Annotated in this window: 12 protein-coding genes; 9 read left to right on the top strand and 3 right to left on the bottom strand. The window is 62.4% G+C overall.

The features are described from left to right. Nucleotides 1-19: 19 nt before the first annotated feature. On the top strand, nucleotides 20-1,495 hold the full coding sequence (xylB, locus tag ACS5Q0_RS12870) for a xylulokinase (protein WP_473127036.1): 1,476 nt from the start codon (nucleotides 20-22) through the stop codon (nucleotides 1,493-1,495). Nucleotides 1,496-1,500: 5 nt separating this feature from the next. Here the strand turns inward: xylB and ACS5Q0_RS12875 are convergent, their stop codons facing one another. Together ACS5Q0_RS12875 and ACS5Q0_RS12880 are read right to left on the bottom strand one after the other, a co-directional pair. After that, complete coding sequence (locus tag ACS5Q0_RS12875; RefSeq protein ID WP_473127037.1) at nucleotides 1,501-2,538, bottom strand: NAD(P)-dependent alcohol dehydrogenase; 1,038 nt, start codon at nucleotides 2,536-2,538, stop codon at nucleotides 1,501-1,503. A gap of 200 nt (nucleotides 2,539-2,738) precedes the next feature. Next, nucleotides 2,739-3,782, bottom strand: a complete 1,044-nt coding sequence (locus tag ACS5Q0_RS12880) for an AraC family transcriptional regulator (protein WP_473127038.1) — start codon at nucleotides 3,780-3,782, stop codon at nucleotides 2,739-2,741. Between the two features lie 193 nt (nucleotides 3,783-3,975). On the opposite strand from ACS5Q0_RS12880, the gene ACS5Q0_RS12885 reads away from it, so the two are divergent. The 4 genes from ACS5Q0_RS12885 to ACS5Q0_RS12900 all read left to right on the top strand — a co-directional run bounded on the left by ACS5Q0_RS12885 (nucleotide 3,976) and on the right by ACS5Q0_RS12900 (nucleotide 8,696). After that, nucleotides 3,976-5,706, top strand: a complete 1,731-nt coding sequence (locus ACS5Q0_RS12885; protein WP_473127039.1) for a fatty acid--CoA ligase — start codon at nucleotides 3,976-3,978, stop codon at nucleotides 5,704-5,706. Nucleotides 5,707-5,768: 62 nt separating this feature from the next. Then, nucleotides 5,769-6,245 (top strand): MaoC family dehydratase, encoded by a 477-nt coding sequence (locus tag ACS5Q0_RS12890; protein WP_473127040.1) that lies wholly within the window; start codon nucleotides 5,769-5,771, stop codon nucleotides 6,243-6,245. Nucleotides 6,246-6,440: 195 nt separating this feature from the next. Continuing rightward, entirely contained in the window at nucleotides 6,441-7,529 is a 1,089-nt protein-coding gene (locus ACS5Q0_RS12895; RefSeq protein ID WP_473127103.1) for a TRAP transporter substrate-binding protein, read from the top strand. A 444-nt stretch (nucleotides 7,530-7,973) separates the two neighbouring features. After that, complete coding sequence (locus ACS5Q0_RS12900) at nucleotides 7,974-8,696, top strand: class I SAM-dependent methyltransferase (RefSeq protein WP_473127041.1); 723 nt, start codon at nucleotides 7,974-7,976, stop codon at nucleotides 8,694-8,696. Between the two features lie 119 nt (nucleotides 8,697-8,815). Here ACS5Q0_RS12900 and ACS5Q0_RS12905 read toward each other — a convergent pair whose 3' ends face one another. Continuing rightward, nucleotides 8,816-10,204: an endo-1,3-alpha-glucanase family glycosylhydrolase gene (locus ACS5Q0_RS12905; RefSeq protein ID WP_473127042.1), complete on the bottom strand. Its 1,389-nt coding sequence runs from the start codon at nucleotides 10,202-10,204 to the stop codon at nucleotides 8,816-8,818. 222 nt (nucleotides 10,205-10,426) lie between these two features. Between ACS5Q0_RS12905 and ACS5Q0_RS12910 the strand changes: the two genes are divergently transcribed. From ACS5Q0_RS12910 to ACS5Q0_RS12925, 4 genes are all read left to right on the top strand, one after another. After that, nucleotides 10,427-11,608, top strand: a complete 1,182-nt coding sequence (locus ACS5Q0_RS12910; RefSeq protein ID WP_473127043.1) for a glycosyltransferase family 4 protein — start codon at nucleotides 10,427-10,429, stop codon at nucleotides 11,606-11,608. Continuing rightward, nucleotides 11,601-12,308, top strand: coding sequence for an acyltransferase (locus ACS5Q0_RS12915; RefSeq protein WP_473127044.1), 708 nt, complete (start codon nucleotides 11,601-11,603; stop codon nucleotides 12,306-12,308). The genes ACS5Q0_RS12910 and ACS5Q0_RS12915 overlap by 8 nt, the downstream gene beginning before the upstream one ends. Further along, nucleotides 12,305-13,549: a polysaccharide biosynthesis protein gene (locus ACS5Q0_RS12920; RefSeq protein WP_473127045.1), complete on the top strand. Its 1,245-nt coding sequence runs from the start codon at nucleotides 12,305-12,307 to the stop codon at nucleotides 13,547-13,549. The genes ACS5Q0_RS12915 and ACS5Q0_RS12920 overlap by 4 nt, the downstream gene beginning before the upstream one ends. Nucleotides 13,550-13,680: 131 nt before the next feature. Further along, on the top strand, nucleotides 13,681-14,880 hold the full coding sequence (locus tag ACS5Q0_RS12925) for a PLP-dependent aminotransferase family protein (protein WP_473127046.1): 1,200 nt from the start codon (nucleotides 13,681-13,683) through the stop codon (nucleotides 14,878-14,880). Nucleotides 14,881-15,012 lie beyond the last annotated feature (132 nt).

Genomic DNA, 15,012 nt, shown 5'->3' on the forward strand with positions numbered 1-15,012 from the left:
AGATCGGGACGGATGATCAATGTATGTCGGGATCGATTTGGGAACATCGGGCGTCAAGGCCGTTCTCATGGACGAGAGCGGCGCGATTGCCGGTGAGGCGACTGCGCCGCTGACTTTGTCCCGGCCGCACATGCTCTGGTCGGAACAGGATCCCGAGGCGTGGTGGCAGGCGACCAGGGATGCCGTCATCAAGCTTGGAACCACGCACTCCCTCGATGCGGTGAGGGGCATCGGGTTGTCCGGTCAGATGCACGGGGCCGTGCTTCTCGATCAGGGCGACCAGGTCCTGCGTCCCGCGATTTTGTGGAACGATGGCCGCGCCGGGGCGGAATGCGCCGAGCTGGAGCAGAGAGAGCCCGCCAGCCGAACCATTACCGGCAACATGGCGATGCCCGGCTTCACGGCGCCGAAACTCCTTTGGGTCGCCCGGCACGAGCCCGACATCTTTGCCCGCACGGCGCGGGTTCTGCTCCCGAAGGATTGGATCAGGCTGCGTCTGACGGGAGAGGCGGTGAGCGAGCCCTCCGATGCCGCCGGCACGCTCTGGCTCGATGTGGAGAAGCGGCGCTGGTCGCCCGCCATGCTGGCGGCCACCGGACTTGACGAACGGCACATGCCTCGCCTCGTCGAGGGAACGGAGGTGTCCGGCCGGCTCACGCGCCACGCCGCCGACGCGCTGGGTCTCAGGCACGGGCTCCCGGTGGCCGGAGGAGGGGGCGACAACGCCGCCGGAGCCGTCGGCATCGGCGTCGTTCATCCCGGCGCGGCCTTCCTGTCGCTGGGCACGTCGGGCGTCATCTTCGTTGCAGACGATGTGCTCAGGACGGATCCGGAGCGCGGCGTCCACGCGTTCTGCCATTGCGTCCCGGGCATGTGGCACCGCATGGCGGTCATCCTGTCCGCGGCGAGCGCGCTCGCATTCGCCGCGCGCCTCGTCGGCGCGGCCAGCGAAGCGGGACTCCTGTCGGAGATCGAGGCCGCCGGCATTCAGGCGCAGGCGCACAGCCGCCTCGTGTTCCTTCCGTACCTGACCGGCGAGCGAACGCCCCACAACGATCCGGCGGCGACGGGCGTCATCTTCGGTCTCGATGCATCGGCGAGCCGGGCGGATCTGGGGCGGGCGGTGCTCGAGGGCGTTGCGTTCGCTCTTGCCGACGGGCTGCACGCGCTCGAAGCCGGAGGAGGGCGGATCGAGACGTTGTCGGTCATCGGCGGCGGCGCGCGCTCCAGGCTGTGGGGCCGGATCCTGGCCGCCGCGCTCGAGCGTCCTCTCAAGTACCATCAGGGAGGCGAGGTCGGGCCCGCTCTCGGGGCGGCCCGCCTCGCCCGCATCGCAGTTTCGGGCGTCGGCCTGGACGAGGCCTGCCCGCCCCCGCCGCTGTCCCATGTCGTCGAACCGGAGCCCGCCTTGAGAGAGGCCCTCCAGCCGCGACAGATCCTTTACCGGCGTCTTTATGCCGACCTGAAGTCCACATTCGCGGACTCGATCGGGTAGCGCGATCACGCCGGCATATCGATCTGCACCTTGACCGAGGTCGGCGGCATGGCCTTGGCGAAATCGAAGGCCGCGATGCTGTCCTCGAAAGCGAAGCGGTCGGTGATCAGCGGCTTCACGTCGATCCTGCCCGAAGCCAGCATCGCCACTGCGCGCGGATAGACATGCGCATAGCGGAAGACGTTCTCGACGCGGACCTCCTTCATCTGCGCCTTGCTGACATCATAGGGGAACGGCTCGAGCGGAATGCCGACCAGCGCCGCCTTGCCGCCGGGACAGACGAGATCGAACATCTCCGCCATGGCCGGCGCATGGCCCGAGCACTCGAAGAGCACGTCCGCTCCCCATCCGTCCGTCTCCCGCCTGACGACGTCCGCGAGACTCCGGCTTCTGACGTTGACCGGGAGAACGGGTCCGAGCCTCCCTGCCAGTTCGAGCTTCGGCTCGTGGATATCGCTCACGATGACCCGGGAGCAGCCTGCCGCAAGTGCCGCGAGGATCGTCACCATCCCGATGGGCCCCGCACCGATCACGACGGCGAGATCCCCGGGCTGCACCTGAACCTTGGTGGCGGCGTGCACGCCCACGGCGAGAGGCTCGACCATCGCGCCCTCGGCATAGGACACGTGGTCCGGAAGCTTGAACGTGAAGTCCGCCGGGTGAACCACGGTTGGCCGAAGCACCCCATGCACCGGCGGGGTCGCCCAGAAGCGCACCGACGGATCGAGATTGTATTTGCCGAGCCGCGCGGCGCGGCTTGCGGGATCGGGAATGCCGGGCTCCATGCAGACCCTGTCGCCCGGTTCGAGTTCGGTGACGGCCGATCCGACCTCGACGATCTCCCCGGCCGCCTCGTGGCCGAGGATCATGGGCTCGCGAACCACGAACGGGCCGATGGCGCCGTGCGTGTAGTAATGCACGTCGCTGCCGCACACGCCGACCGTGCGAAGGGCGATCCTGACGTCTCTCGGCCCGAGGCTCTCCTGGAGAGGGACATCACGGAGCCTGAGTTCGTCCTTGCGTTCGAGAACCAGTGCTTTCATGTCGCGATCTCCTCTCGAACATCCTCTGCTCGGGCCGCGATTGCGCGCGACGGGGCACGGACGGGCGACGGGGCACCCGTGCCGCCATCGCTGTCGACGGCGAGATGCGAGTATATCCGGTTTCCGCGGATTGTTGACGACGGATGCGAGCGGCGACGTCGTTCCTTTCGGATGAGCTCCGTGCGACGTGCGCAGGCGGATCACCGCAGCTCGGGCGATCCCGATCCGGTGCTCGCCTGACGGCGTGCCGAACGGGGGCTCACGCCGAAGCGGTGACGGAACGCTCGCGAGAAGGCCGACACCTCTGCATAGCCGAGACCCGCCGCAATCTCGCCGATCGACCTGCTCCCGCTTTCGACGAGCGCGCGCGCGAGGCCGAACCGCTCGTCATCGCGGAGTTCGCTGAACGACAGGCCGCGCTCGGCGAGCGCCCGTTGCAGGGTCCGCCGCGACATTCGGAGCCGCTCGGCCACGAAGGGAAAGCCGGTCTGGCCCAGGGCGATCCCGTCGCGGATGGCCATGCGAACCAGATCGTCCAGGCGCGCAGGCGTGGCCTCCCGCTCCGAGAGATAATGGGCATAGGTCGACAGCAATGTGTGCAGGCGACGATCCACATCCGCCTTTTCGGCACGCAGATCGTCGCGGTGCAGCTCGATGGCGTTGACGGGCGCGTCGAACACGACGGGGCATTCCAGAATCTCGCGGTATCGCTCCGCACGCCTGGGTTCCGGCATCGCGTAGAGCACCCGCAGCGGCCGCCAGGATCGTCCGCGGTGGGCCTGGAGCATCCGCACGAAATAGGCGTTGGCGTGACTCGTGAACTGCGTCGAGGGGCCGATATCGGCGACGATCGACCAGAGGATCGCCGGCGGATCGCGGTCCTCGACCAGCTCGACCACGACGCCTCCGACCAGGGTCGGCAGCGTCGAGGCGAGGTCGCGGACGGCATCGCGAAAGCAGCGCGCGTTCATCATCAGGTAGCCCGGAATGCCGGAGCGCGGCGCGCGGGTTCCCGCCCCGAACCGGAGTCCGAAGAGCGGGTCGCCGGTGAGGCGGGCGGCGACCTCGAAGAAGGCCACGTACTTGCGAAACGCCGTGCGTTGCCCGGGGTGGTCGATCACGGAGAGCGGAACATCGATGGCCTGGAAGACGGCCGCGGCGCCGCCCGGAGCGTGCCGCACCGCGTGGTCGAAGCCGGACCAGGCCATGCCGTCGACCAGCGGTTCCATTCGGGGTGTGGGCATGCCGGACCTCTCGCCAGGGCGGGCTTCATCTAACGCATGTTGGCGCGATTTATCAATCAAGTGGCGCGATATGGCAATTCTAGGCGGGGCTCTCGTGCCATTCTGATGAAAACAGGGCCATGCCCAAAGAGGCAATGGGACGCTCAAGATCCCAGGCAGCCCGTCAGAGCCAGCATGAAGGGAGGTTGGCACCATGCCCAAGCCAGGCGACATCCTGGTGCGCGACGGAGCCGGCGAGGCCCGCGACGCCGCAGCGCCGCAGCCGATCGAGAGCACCCCGTCGGCCTACAGCTATCCTCTGCTCATCAAGCATCTGCTTCATACGCCGCTGCGGAACGCTCCTGACCAGGAAATCGTGTACCGCGACCGGTGTCGCTACGATTACCGGACGCTCGATCAGCGGATCAGGCGTCTCGCCAGCGGCCTCGCCGGTCTCGGCGTCGCGCCGGGCGAAACGGTTGGCGTGCTGGACTGGGACAGCCACCGCTACCTGGAATGCTATTTTGCCGTCCCGGGCATGGGCGCGGTGCTCCACATGGTGAACATCCGCCTGTCGCCGGAGCAGATCCTCTACACGATCAACCACGCGCAGGACGACGTTCTCCTGGTCCATGCCGATTTTCTGCCGCTCATCGAGGGAATCCGGGATCGGATCGAGCGGGTCAGAACGATCGTCGTCCTCGCCGACGAGGGCGAGGTGCCCGAAACGTCGCTCGAGATCGCCGCCGAATACGAGGCGCTGCTCGCCGCGTCGTCCGCCGAATATGTCTTCCCCGATTTCGACGAGAACACCCGCGCCACGACGTTCTACACCACCGGGACGACCGGGCAGCCCAAGGGGGTGTATTTCAGCCACCGCCAGCTCGTTCTCCACACGCTCGCCGGAGCCGCGGCCTTCGGCACCTCGGCGGAGCAGGGGAGGCTCCATCGGGGCGACGTGTACATGCCGATCACGCCCATGTTCCACGTTCACGCCTGGGGGTTTCCTTTCATCGCCACCATGCTGGGCGTCAAGCAGGTCTATCCCGGCCGCTACGCACCCGAAGCGCTGCTCAAGCTGATCGAAACCGAGAAGGTGACGTTCTCCCACTGCGTCCCGACCCTGCTCCACATGCTGCTGGCGAGCCCGGCCAGTGCCGCCGTCGACCTGCGGGCATGGAAGGTGGTGATCGGGGGCTCGGCCCTGCCCAAGGGACTGGCGCGGGCCGCATATGACCGGGGCATCGATGTCTTCACGGGCTACGGAATGTCCGAGACGTGTCCGCTCCTGACCGTGGCGCAGCTCACGCCCGACAGGCTCGAAGAGCCGGCTGACCGGCAGATCGAAAGCCGGACCCGGACGGGATTCCCGATTCCCCTGGTCGATCTGCGCGTCGTCGATGGCGAGATGAACGACATTCCCCATGACGGCAGGAGCACGGGCGAGGTCGTGGTGCGGTCGCCCTGGCTGACACAAGGCTATTTCAAGGATCCCGCGAATTCCGAACAGCTCTGGCGGGGCGGTTATCTGCACACCAACGACGTCGGCTGCATCCATCCGGACGGATACTTGCAGATCACCGACCGGCTGAAGGACGTGATCAAGACCGGCGGCGAGTGGATATCCTCCCTGGAAATCGAGGACCTCCTCTCCCAGCATCCCGGCGTCAGCGAGGTCGCTGTCATCGGCGTGCCGGATGACAAGTGGGGAGAGCGGCCGCTCGCAATCGTCGTCGCCAAGGCGGGTCAGGAAGGCAGCCTCACCGAGGCGATGCTGACGTCGCATCTGGCCGCCTGTGCCGACAAGGGCCTCATCTCGAAATGGGCCGTGCCTGACCGGATCGTCTTCACGACGGCGATCATGCGCACCAGCGTCGGCAAGACGAACAAGAAAGCCCTGCGGGAACTCTACGCGCAGGAGCGGAGCCGAGGAGCGGCGCCGTGACCGCAGCGATCAGCCGGGAACAGGGCCACGCCACGGCCGGCCGGGCTCGGAAAGGAGCATGCATGGTCAACGACCTGCCTCTCGAAGATTATCGTCTGGAGACGGTCGAGCGTTTCGTCGGGCGCGATTTCGGCGTCTCGGACTGGATGACGATCGACCAGGACCGGATCGACCGCTTCGCGGCCTGTACCGGCGACAGCCAGTGGATTCATGTCGAGCCTGCGCGGGCGAGCCGTGAAAGTCCTTTTGGCGGGACCATCGCCCACGGCTATCTGATCGTCTCGATGCTCCCGCGCTTCGCCTACGATCTCGGCGTGGTGCCGAAGGACGCGGCCATCGTCATCAATTACGGCGCGGACCGGATCAGGTTCACCGCGCCGGTGAGGTCCGGCTCGCGCATCCGCTGCCGCATCGTGCTTCTGGGAGCCGAGAGCAGGGGGGAGGACCGAATCCTCGCGACGGCCCGATACACGGTCGAACTCGATGGCGCGGACAAGCCGGCGCTGGTCGCCGACATCCTGACGCTGTTCGCAGCCTGATGGTCCGGGCAGGGGACGGGACACGGCCATCCGATTGAAGGACACAGCCGGTCGACCCCACGCTCACCGGCATCGACGCGCCTGTGGTGGGCGCGAACGCCAGCCCCGGCGCTCTCGTCCGAGGGCTGGGTCCACCACACAAGAGCCGGGCATCTCGACGAGCCCGGCGAAACATTGAGGGAAAAGTTCAACATGATGAAACGTCGTCAATTCTTGCAGGCCGCCACGGTCGGCGCCGCCTCGACGGCGGTGGCGGCTCCCGCCATCGCGCAGTCCATGCCCGAGCTGAAGTGGCGCCTGCAATCCGGCTTTCCGAAGTCGCTCGACACGATCTATGGCGGGGCTGATGTCATCGCCAAATACGTTTCGGACGCGACGGACGGCAAGTTCCAAATCCAGCCCTTCGCGGCCGGCGAAATCGTCGGGACGGCTCAGATCGCCGATGCGGTCGGAAACGGCACCATCGAGATGGGCCACACCTGTTCCTTCTACCACTTCGGCAAGGATCCGACCTTCGCGATCGGAACCGCCGTTCCCTTCGGGCTCAACGCCCGCCAGATGAATGCTTGGCTCTACCATGGCGGCGGCAACGATCTGCTCAACGAGTTCTACGCCAAGCACAACATGTACGGCATGCCTGCCGGCAACAGTGGCGTGCAGATGGGTGGCTGGTTCCGCAAGGAGATCAAGACCGTCGAGGACATGAAGGGCCTGAAAATCCGCATCGGCGGTCTCGCCGGCATGGTCATGCAGAAGCTCGGCGCCGTGCCGCAGCAGATCCCCGGCGGCGATATCTACCCGTCGCTCGAGCGCGGCACCATCGACGCCGCCGAGTGGATCGGGCCTTACGACGACGAGAAGCTCGGCTTCGCCAAAGTCGCTCCCTACTATTATTACCCGGCGTTCTGGGAAGGCGGCCCCTCCATCCACCTCTTCATCAATCAGGCGAAGTGGAAGGAACTGCCGAAAGCTTATCAGGCCGTCCTGACGGCGGCGACCGGCTATGCCAACACCGACATGCTGGCGAAGTACGACGCCCGCAACCCGGCGGCGCTTCGCCGCCTGCTCGGCGCCGGCACGCAGCTGCGCCCGCTCTCGCAGGAGATCATGGACGCCGCCTACAAGGCCGCTAACGAAGTGTACGACGAAGTCTCGGCCAAAAATCCCGACTTCAAGAAAGTCTATGAGAGCTATCGAGCCTTCCGCAACGAGGAGTATCTCTGGTTCCAAGTGGCCGAGTACGCCTATGACACCTTCATGATCCGCGCCCGCGCGCGGGGATAGCGCATCGAAGAAAGGAGCTGGTGCCACGCAAGTGGCACCAGCTCCAGAGCATCGCATGGGCCTGAGGGCAGGTTCGATGCTCCCCCATCTCCAGGCCGCGCTTCTTTCCGGCGTGGCCGCCCGGGCGGGATCGAGACGCCGCACATGATGCGCCATCAGCCGCTGCTCTCACCGGGCGATGCGACAGACCGGCTGCGTGAAACCTGTGCGCGGAACAGCCCTCTTTCCGTCCTCGCCGACAAATCGCCACAGAGCCCATGCGCGTCAGCCAAGGACAGGCCTGCTCCACCAAGCAGCGTCGGTCATGCAATCGCCCGCGCCCGGGTTCGACTAACCCTTCAGGTTTCGGCCGGGCTGCTATTCAGGTCTTTCCGCATGTAGTAGCTTTCAGTGGGTTTCCTGTCGCAATGATCGCTGGGGTCAACTCGAGGGAGTGGCAGTTGCATGCAAACGACTTCCATCTATGCAGACGGCACTTACCGAAACCTGAACCCGGACTGGCATGAAGAAGACAGTCCTTGGAAAGCTGAGCAGATCAGAAGTCTGCTCGCTCAGAATTCTCTGAAGCCCCGAACCCTCTGTGAGCTCGGCTGCGGCATCGGGCGCATCTGCGACGAACTGGCATCGAGTGTTCCCAGCATAGAAGCCGTGCACGGATATGATGTGTCCCCTGACGCGCTGAGTGCCGCGACCATTCGATACGGCTCAGACAAGATTCGGTTCTTCGGAACGTCTGTCGAAGACATTCAGGACTATTACGATCTCGCGCTGGCCATCGACGTGATCGAGCATGTCGAAGATTACATGGGCTTCATCAAGAGCATGGGAAAGCTCTCGCGCTATCAGATTTTCCATATCCCGTTGGACATCAACGTTTCGTCGCTCCTCAGGGGAAAGCTGATAGAGAACCGGCAGAGACTGGGGCATATCCAGTATTTCACGGAGGAGACGGCCGTCAGTACGATACGGGACTGCGGGCTCTCCGTGCTCGCAACCCGCTTCACGTCCAGCACCCTGTCTTTGCCCAGTGCGAACAAAGGATTGCGAACCGATGCAGCGAACGTCGTTCGCCGCCTCGCCGAGCGTTTGTCGATCCGCTATACGCAACGCCTTCTCGGTGGGTACTCCCTGCTCATCTTGTCAGAGGCGCCATCTCGCCACGCATGATCGTAGGTGGCCAGGTTTGCGAGAGATCCATAGCGTCCTCGACATGAAGGGCGGCGCAAGCCGGATGCGCAGTTCAGGTCGGCGCACAGACCCGCAAGCTATGCTGGCAAGGGAGGTTCTTAACGCCCATGAACGGATCTCGCCGTCGTCGTGAAATTGTACGTCTCGATGGTGCTGTCGATCGGGTCTCCTGCAAGCTCCAGAGCGTCTTCGCCGAGATGGAGGGAGAAGTTCTGCGGCCCCGGTTGGAATGGAATGCGAAAATGGGACATTCCGGGGGCAACCGAACGGGTCTCGATCCGATCGCCTGATCGGACAACCAGCATGCCGGGAGATCTGGCCATGGTAGTGATGTACAGGTTGTCCTCGACGCCTCCGTACTGGACGATATTCCGTCGATCGTTCGTCGCAACAGCCCCCTTGGGATGAGTCCGGTAAAAAACGAACAATGCATTCCTGTCGATCCGGGGCCGGGTGCCGAGCTTGAACCAGGCTATGTAGTATTTGAAGATATCGGTATAGCCTGCGTGGCTCTTGAGGAGTGGTCCGACATTGAAGAATGATTCTTTGAGCGGCATCTCGGCCGGATCTGCCGGACTCATATAGGACTCGGTGAAGTCGTTATACGTATCGATGATCACCCAGTCGGGATTCTGCTCGTGAATGACGGAGAGCCACTGCTCTTCGATGCCTTCTCCGCCGTGCGTTTCGAAGTAGCGGCGGATGGGAGAACGTCCCTCGCCCAACGTTCGGCCGAGCCAGAAGTAGGGGCTCACGCCAGCCACGAAGAATTTGTTCTCCGACCTAAGCAGTCTGGCATAGGCTTCGCCCGTAGCCACGATGCTCTTGGTCTCTCCTGCCACTGCGAAATAGTGAAGTCCGTCGATCACATCCTTCCACCAGCCGTCGTAAGCGGCACGTAACGCCTGCGGCTTCGGCGTATTGTATTGCGCGCATCCGGAATCCTCGTACGAGCATGGAGGGCTCGCGTAGAAAAAAGGAATGAAGAAGACGTCGATCCCTTTGGCGCGAAGAGGTGCGAGAACATCGGAAGTCCAGAAATTCTTCCCCTGGTCCTGCCCAAGGAAAGTCGTGAGAACGGGGCGCCCATGCCTTTTCACGTAGCTCGGATGTGTCGAGTATTGAACCAGCATGTCCCGGACATCGTCCGCCGCGAGGCCGCAACACAGATCCGCAGAGAAGAACAGCTCGAATCTCGGTTCGGCCTTCGCAGCCGCTATGAAGATGTTGGCGACCCGCTCCTTGTATTCGACTGGCGCATCCTTCCACCGGGCCACGTTGAGCGCGAAGCCGTCAATCCCGAGGCTTTGAGCCTCTTTGATCTCTCGAAGGTAGTTTTCCGCACGTGTTCCATAGGTGGGAAAGGCAACCATGTAATGGGCGTAGACCCTCCGCGCGCCTGCTCCCGGAGACGAGAAGCCTTGGGCGCTGGCGGAAAAGAGAGCTGCCACAAGAACGGCAAAGGTGACCCAAAGACTAAGTCTCATCCGAAGAGTTCGGGACGAAGGGCTCTCTGGGTTTAGGGGGCGCGATCTTAAGTGGGCGCCCTGGAAATAAAGTATTGGTTGAACAAGGGATCTTTGCATCGGGCTCGCCTTGTCGGTAATCAATAGCTCGGGACGGTTGGGCATGGCCAGAAAGCAGCGGGCCGAAGATCTGTTGCCACATGAACTGTAGATTAGAGCATTGCAAGCAAGGCTACAATTTAGATGCCAGACACCCAAGTGAAACAGGCGGCGGAGCGAGGCGTCATCTTCGTCGCATCCTTGCCGCCCCCCTTGCACGGGCAGTCAAACGTCAATCAGTCGGTGAGAAATGCCATTTCGGGCATGGTCGACGTCACGACGATCGACGCATCTCCGGGATCCTTGCAGCGCTCGTCCGTCTATGTGCTTCGGCGCGGCCTGGCGATGATGCGGGGAGCATTGAAGTTTACGTTCAAAGCCAAGCGTAACTCGCTGCTTTACGTATCCGTCGATAGTGGTCTCGGATTGCTTTACAACGTCCTGATCGTGATGGGAGGACGTTTCAAGGGATTGCCCATCGTTCTCCACCATCACAGTTTCTCCTACATCACCCGGACATCTCGCTTGATGGAGGCGCTGGTCCGGATCGGCGGGCGCAGGTCAACCCATGTCTTTCTATGCGAGCGGATGCAGAGAGCATTCCGAGAACGATATCCAGGCACTTACCGGACGCTGATCTGCTCCAATGCGGCATTGATCTCCGATGCTCATGCCAAAAGAGTGCTCAGCCGGAATCGCCCGGATGCCGGAGAGGTGTTTCGCATCGGGCTGATCAGCAATCTCTGCAGGGAGAAGGGCCTCTACGATTTTCTCGATCTGGTGAGAGAATTGCGCCGGCGAAATCTTCGCGTCCAGGGCTTTCTTGCCGGGCCGGTCACGTCCGGGGTCGACAAGGAGGCCATCGAGCGTGCCATTGCAGAAGCGCCGGAGCAACTCCGGTATCTGGGCCCTCTTTACGGCGACCGGAAGGCCGACTTCTTCGACGGCATCGATGCGTTCATATTCCCGACGCGTTACAAGATAGAGGCCTATCCGCTCGTGCTCTTGGAAGCTCTCGGACATGGCCTGCCGATCATATCGTTCGACCGTGGATGCATTCCCAGCTTTCTGAGCCCGCCAGCGGGTCATGTCATCCCACAGGACGCCGACTTCGTGGGCCAATCGTGCGAAGTCATCGAAGGCTGGTGCGAGCAGCCGTCGAGCTACAACGACGCCTGCCGCGCCGCGCAAATCCTCATGCAGGAACTGTTCGCCGAAGGTCAGGCCGATCTGTCCCGTCTCGTAGAATTACTCGCGTGCAGCGGGACGGCGGGAGCCGTGAACAGACGTCGAGCATCGGGAATGGTGAGTCATACCGATGTCTAGCAGATCATACCGCCTGTCCAAACGCGTGAAGCAAGCGGCCTACCTGTTGGCCTGCGCTGTCGTCGTGCTTCTGCCGTGGCGGTTGCGGCGCCTGATTCTCATTCGGTTCTGGAAGTACGATCTTGCACCCACAAGTCATATCGGCCTCGCCTGGGTCTTCCCGGGTTACCTGGTGATGGGCGAGGGGGCATCGATCGGGCATCTGACCGTATGCAAGAACCTGGAGATGGTCCGCGTCGCTGAACATGCGAGCATCGGACGCGGCAACTGGATCTCAGGCTACCCGAGAAACGCGCCTGCTTACCGGAGTGAATCCGATCGGCGGTCTGAACTCATCCTGGATGCACATTCAGCTGTGACCAACCGGCACATCATCGATTGCACAAACGCCGTCACCATCGGGGCATTCGCGACGGTTGCAGGTTATGGGAGCCAGTTTCTCACCCATAGCATCGATCTTTTGAACAATGTCCAGCGCTCCCGCCCCATTCACATCGGACGCTACTGCTTCGTGGGGACGAAATCGGTCGTTCTGGGAGGCAGCACGCTGCCGGACTATTGCGTTCTCGGGGCAAATTCCCTGCTGAACAAACCCTTCAAGGAAACGCTGATGCTGTACGGAGGGGTTCCCGCAAAGCCCGTGTCGGCCTTGTCCCTCGACTATAAGTACTTCACCCGAGAGACGGGGTTTGTCCTGTGATCGCGCGAAGCATCGCCTCCAGGCTCGACTTCGTTGTTCGACTTGCGGGCCTCTTCGTCGGAATCCTGCTCGGGCAGGGAAGCGTATTCCTGGTGCAGACAATTCTGGTCTTCAATGGTCAGTTGTCGACAACGGCATCGTTCGGGCTTGCGCTCGCCATTCTATCGCTCATCCAGTGGACCGCCGATTGGGGTGGGCTCGCGCTTCTTCCTCGCATGGCGGTGCAGCAGGCAAAGTTCGTTCGCCACTGGGAGGCCTCGATTGGGCGTATGCTGATCGCAGCCCCGGTCGTCGCGATTCAGGTCGTCCTCGCCTGGTTCTATCAGGAGAGCGACCCCCTGACCGCCGGCATGATCGCAGGAGGCTTGGCGATTGCTCCGATCTGGGCCTTCAACCTGTCCGGCTATCTGGACGGGCACGCACGCAATGCTCTCAGCGGTCCCCTTGCTGGGCTTCCTTGGGCAGGCTCGGCGGTGATGGCGTATTCTTTGCTCGGAGAAGGCGGCAGCTACCATGCAGGCCTGCTCATCGGGGGCGCTTATTCGGCCGGTTGCGCCATCTGCGTCCTTCTGCAGTATGCGGTTGCGAGACAGATCGAGCCTCTCGGAGGATTTCTGAGTGCGACCAGACAGGGTATCCTGAAATATCTCGGTGAGGGAGCAGTCTATTGCACGGCCGAGTTCCCGAACCAGCTCTACGGCCGTCTGCTTCTGGTCGTTGTGTCCGAAAGCCTCGGTCGCGACGTGCTGGGAATCTACATTTACATCCGACAGGTCATCAGCGCGACGGCCCAGGCGATCGGTCTCGTCAAAAGAGTGGAGTTTCCCCGCTTCAGCCGCGTGGCGACGCGCAGCCCGTTTCATTTATCCGACTTGCTGATGTCGCAGGGTTTGAGCCTCGGCATGGCATTGGCCTTGTTTGGACTGAGCACCGTGGTCGCCCTGTGGAGCCCGCAAGCGTCGCCGCAGTTCTCCAAGGTGGCGGCGTATCTCCCGTTCTTTACAGCAGCCCTGCCTTTGTGGGCTGTTTCGGCCACTCTCGGGCAGGTGCTGATCCTCCAGAGCCGGGTAAAGCTATACTCGTGCATCATGCTTTGCAGCATCGGCGTTTCTGCCGCCGCGATCTTCGCTCTGACAGGCGTTCTCGGTCTGGTGTTTCTTGCCCTGGTTGATGTCGTCATGTTCGCCGGGCAGGCGGGAGCTTACTACTACGCGGTGTTTCGCAGGAGCTACCTGGCATGACGCTCATCTTCACCTGCATATTCGTCTTCAACATGGGCCTCCTTCTGGCCCTTGTCGGAGAGGCGAGATCACCCGTTTTCCGGAACTTTGCAGGCGGAGCGTTGAACCCGCTTATCATCTTTGCCGTCATCATGCTGTTGTTCAACATCGATTTCGTCATCGTGTTCAACGATCCAGCCATTGAGTTTCTCGAGACACGGACTTCTCTTGCATCTTACACGGTTCTGAATGCCTACTGCGTCTACACGCTCATTACGTTGGGCGCCGCTGCGGGATTCCAAGCCGCTATCTGGTCCATGAAACGCACGCAACCCGTCATACGGCCGGTGCTCATCGACGATGGAAGGCGCTGGTCGGAGGAATGGGTCGGTGCCGTCATCATATTCATAGCCATTATGAGTTTCTCCTTGGCCGTTCTGGTTCCGCTGATGCGGAACGGCGATGGAGGCTTATCCTTCCAGGTGAACTCTCGACAGAATGTGTTTCCCGCGATTGCGACCTGGTTCCTGCCCAATGCATTGGCCTTGCTGCTTGCCTATATGCCGCGGCCGATTTCCGCCTTGGGTTTCGCCATCACCATGAGTTGTGCGGCCCTGCTGGTGGGCGCTGGTGGAGCCCGTGTGATGCCGCTCGTGTGCCTTCTGGCGTTTGCCGTAGCCTATGCTCATTCGAAGCGCATTTCGGCCTCTTGGTATGTGCCCGCCCTGCCGGCTCTGGGCCTGTTCCTGACGGGAGCGCGCTACACGTTTCGGGAAACGGAGCAGTACGGTTCCTTCTTGGACTACTTGTCGCAGAAGGGGGGCCTCTTCCATCTTCTCTTTATGGGAGAGGAGGTCAGCTTCGCAAAGATGTTCTCGGCTCTCTATGATTTCACTCACAGCATATCGATCTCACCGCCGATAAGCCTGTTTGCATTGCTGGCGGCTCCGATCCCGCGTTCGATCTTTCCGCAGAAGCCGATGGGCGCCAGCGCATTCTTCACGGAGCTCGTTTCGCCCTATCGTTGGGAATGGACCAAGAGTGAGAGTTTGGTGACCGGGTATGGGGATCTGTATTGGCAGTTTGGCGCAATCGGGGCTGTGGTGGTAACGTCTGTCCTGGCTTTCCTCTGGCTGTTGCTCTGCATCCGGCTCATCCATAACTCGAGAGAGAAAACCGTCGTGTGGCTCCCGCTCCTCCTGTGGGGCCTATACACCTTCATCAGGGCAGACATCTTCAATGTCGGTCTGTTGCTCTGGCCGGGATTGCTGGTCATCGCAGCGCACAGATGTCTATCGGTTGGTCTAAAGGCCATTTCGACGATCCGGCAGGCCAACACCGTCAGTCCTTAGGGCGGGCAGCCATAATGGCGGTAGCTGCGGGCTATGAAGCAGCCCGAACGATCCCATGAGAACCGCGGCTGCCGAATGATCGAGGCCGTTTGACCGCCCGAGACACCATAAGTCCCATCTTCGGCTCTTCCG

The sequence above is a fragment of the Microvirga sp. HS2 genome (genome assembly GCF_055792805.1).

Coding starts and splice junctions, on each gene's coding strand:
- xylB (WP_473127036.1), top strand. CDS start 20: ATGTATGTCGGGATCGATTTGGGAACATCGGGCGTCAAGGCCGTTCTC.
- ACS5Q0_RS12875 (WP_473127037.1), bottom strand. CDS start 2,538: ATGAAAGCACTGGTTCTCGAACGCAAGGACGAACTCAGGCTCCGTGAT.
- ACS5Q0_RS12880 (WP_473127038.1), bottom strand. CDS start 3,782: ATGCCCACACCCCGAATGGAACCGCTGGTCGACGGCATGGCCTGGTCC.
- ACS5Q0_RS12885 (WP_473127039.1), top strand. CDS start 3,976: ATGCCCAAGCCAGGCGACATCCTGGTGCGCGACGGAGCCGGCGAGGCC.
- ACS5Q0_RS12890 (WP_473127040.1), top strand. CDS start 5,769: ATGGTCAACGACCTGCCTCTCGAAGATTATCGTCTGGAGACGGTCGAG.
- ACS5Q0_RS12895 (WP_473127103.1), top strand. CDS start 6,441: ATGAAACGTCGTCAATTCTTGCAGGCCGCCACGGTCGGCGCCGCCTCG.
- ACS5Q0_RS12900 (WP_473127041.1), top strand. CDS start 7,974: ATGCAAACGACTTCCATCTATGCAGACGGCACTTACCGAAACCTGAAC.
- ACS5Q0_RS12905 (WP_473127042.1), bottom strand. CDS start 10,204: ATGAGACTTAGTCTTTGGGTCACCTTTGCCGTTCTTGTGGCAGCTCTC.
- ACS5Q0_RS12910 (WP_473127043.1), top strand. CDS start 10,427: ATGCCAGACACCCAAGTGAAACAGGCGGCGGAGCGAGGCGTCATCTTC.
- ACS5Q0_RS12915 (WP_473127044.1), top strand. CDS start 11,601: ATGTCTAGCAGATCATACCGCCTGTCCAAACGCGTGAAGCAAGCGGCC.
- ACS5Q0_RS12925 (WP_473127046.1), top strand. CDS start 13,681: ATGCTGTTGTTCAACATCGATTTCGTCATCGTGTTCAACGATCCAGCC.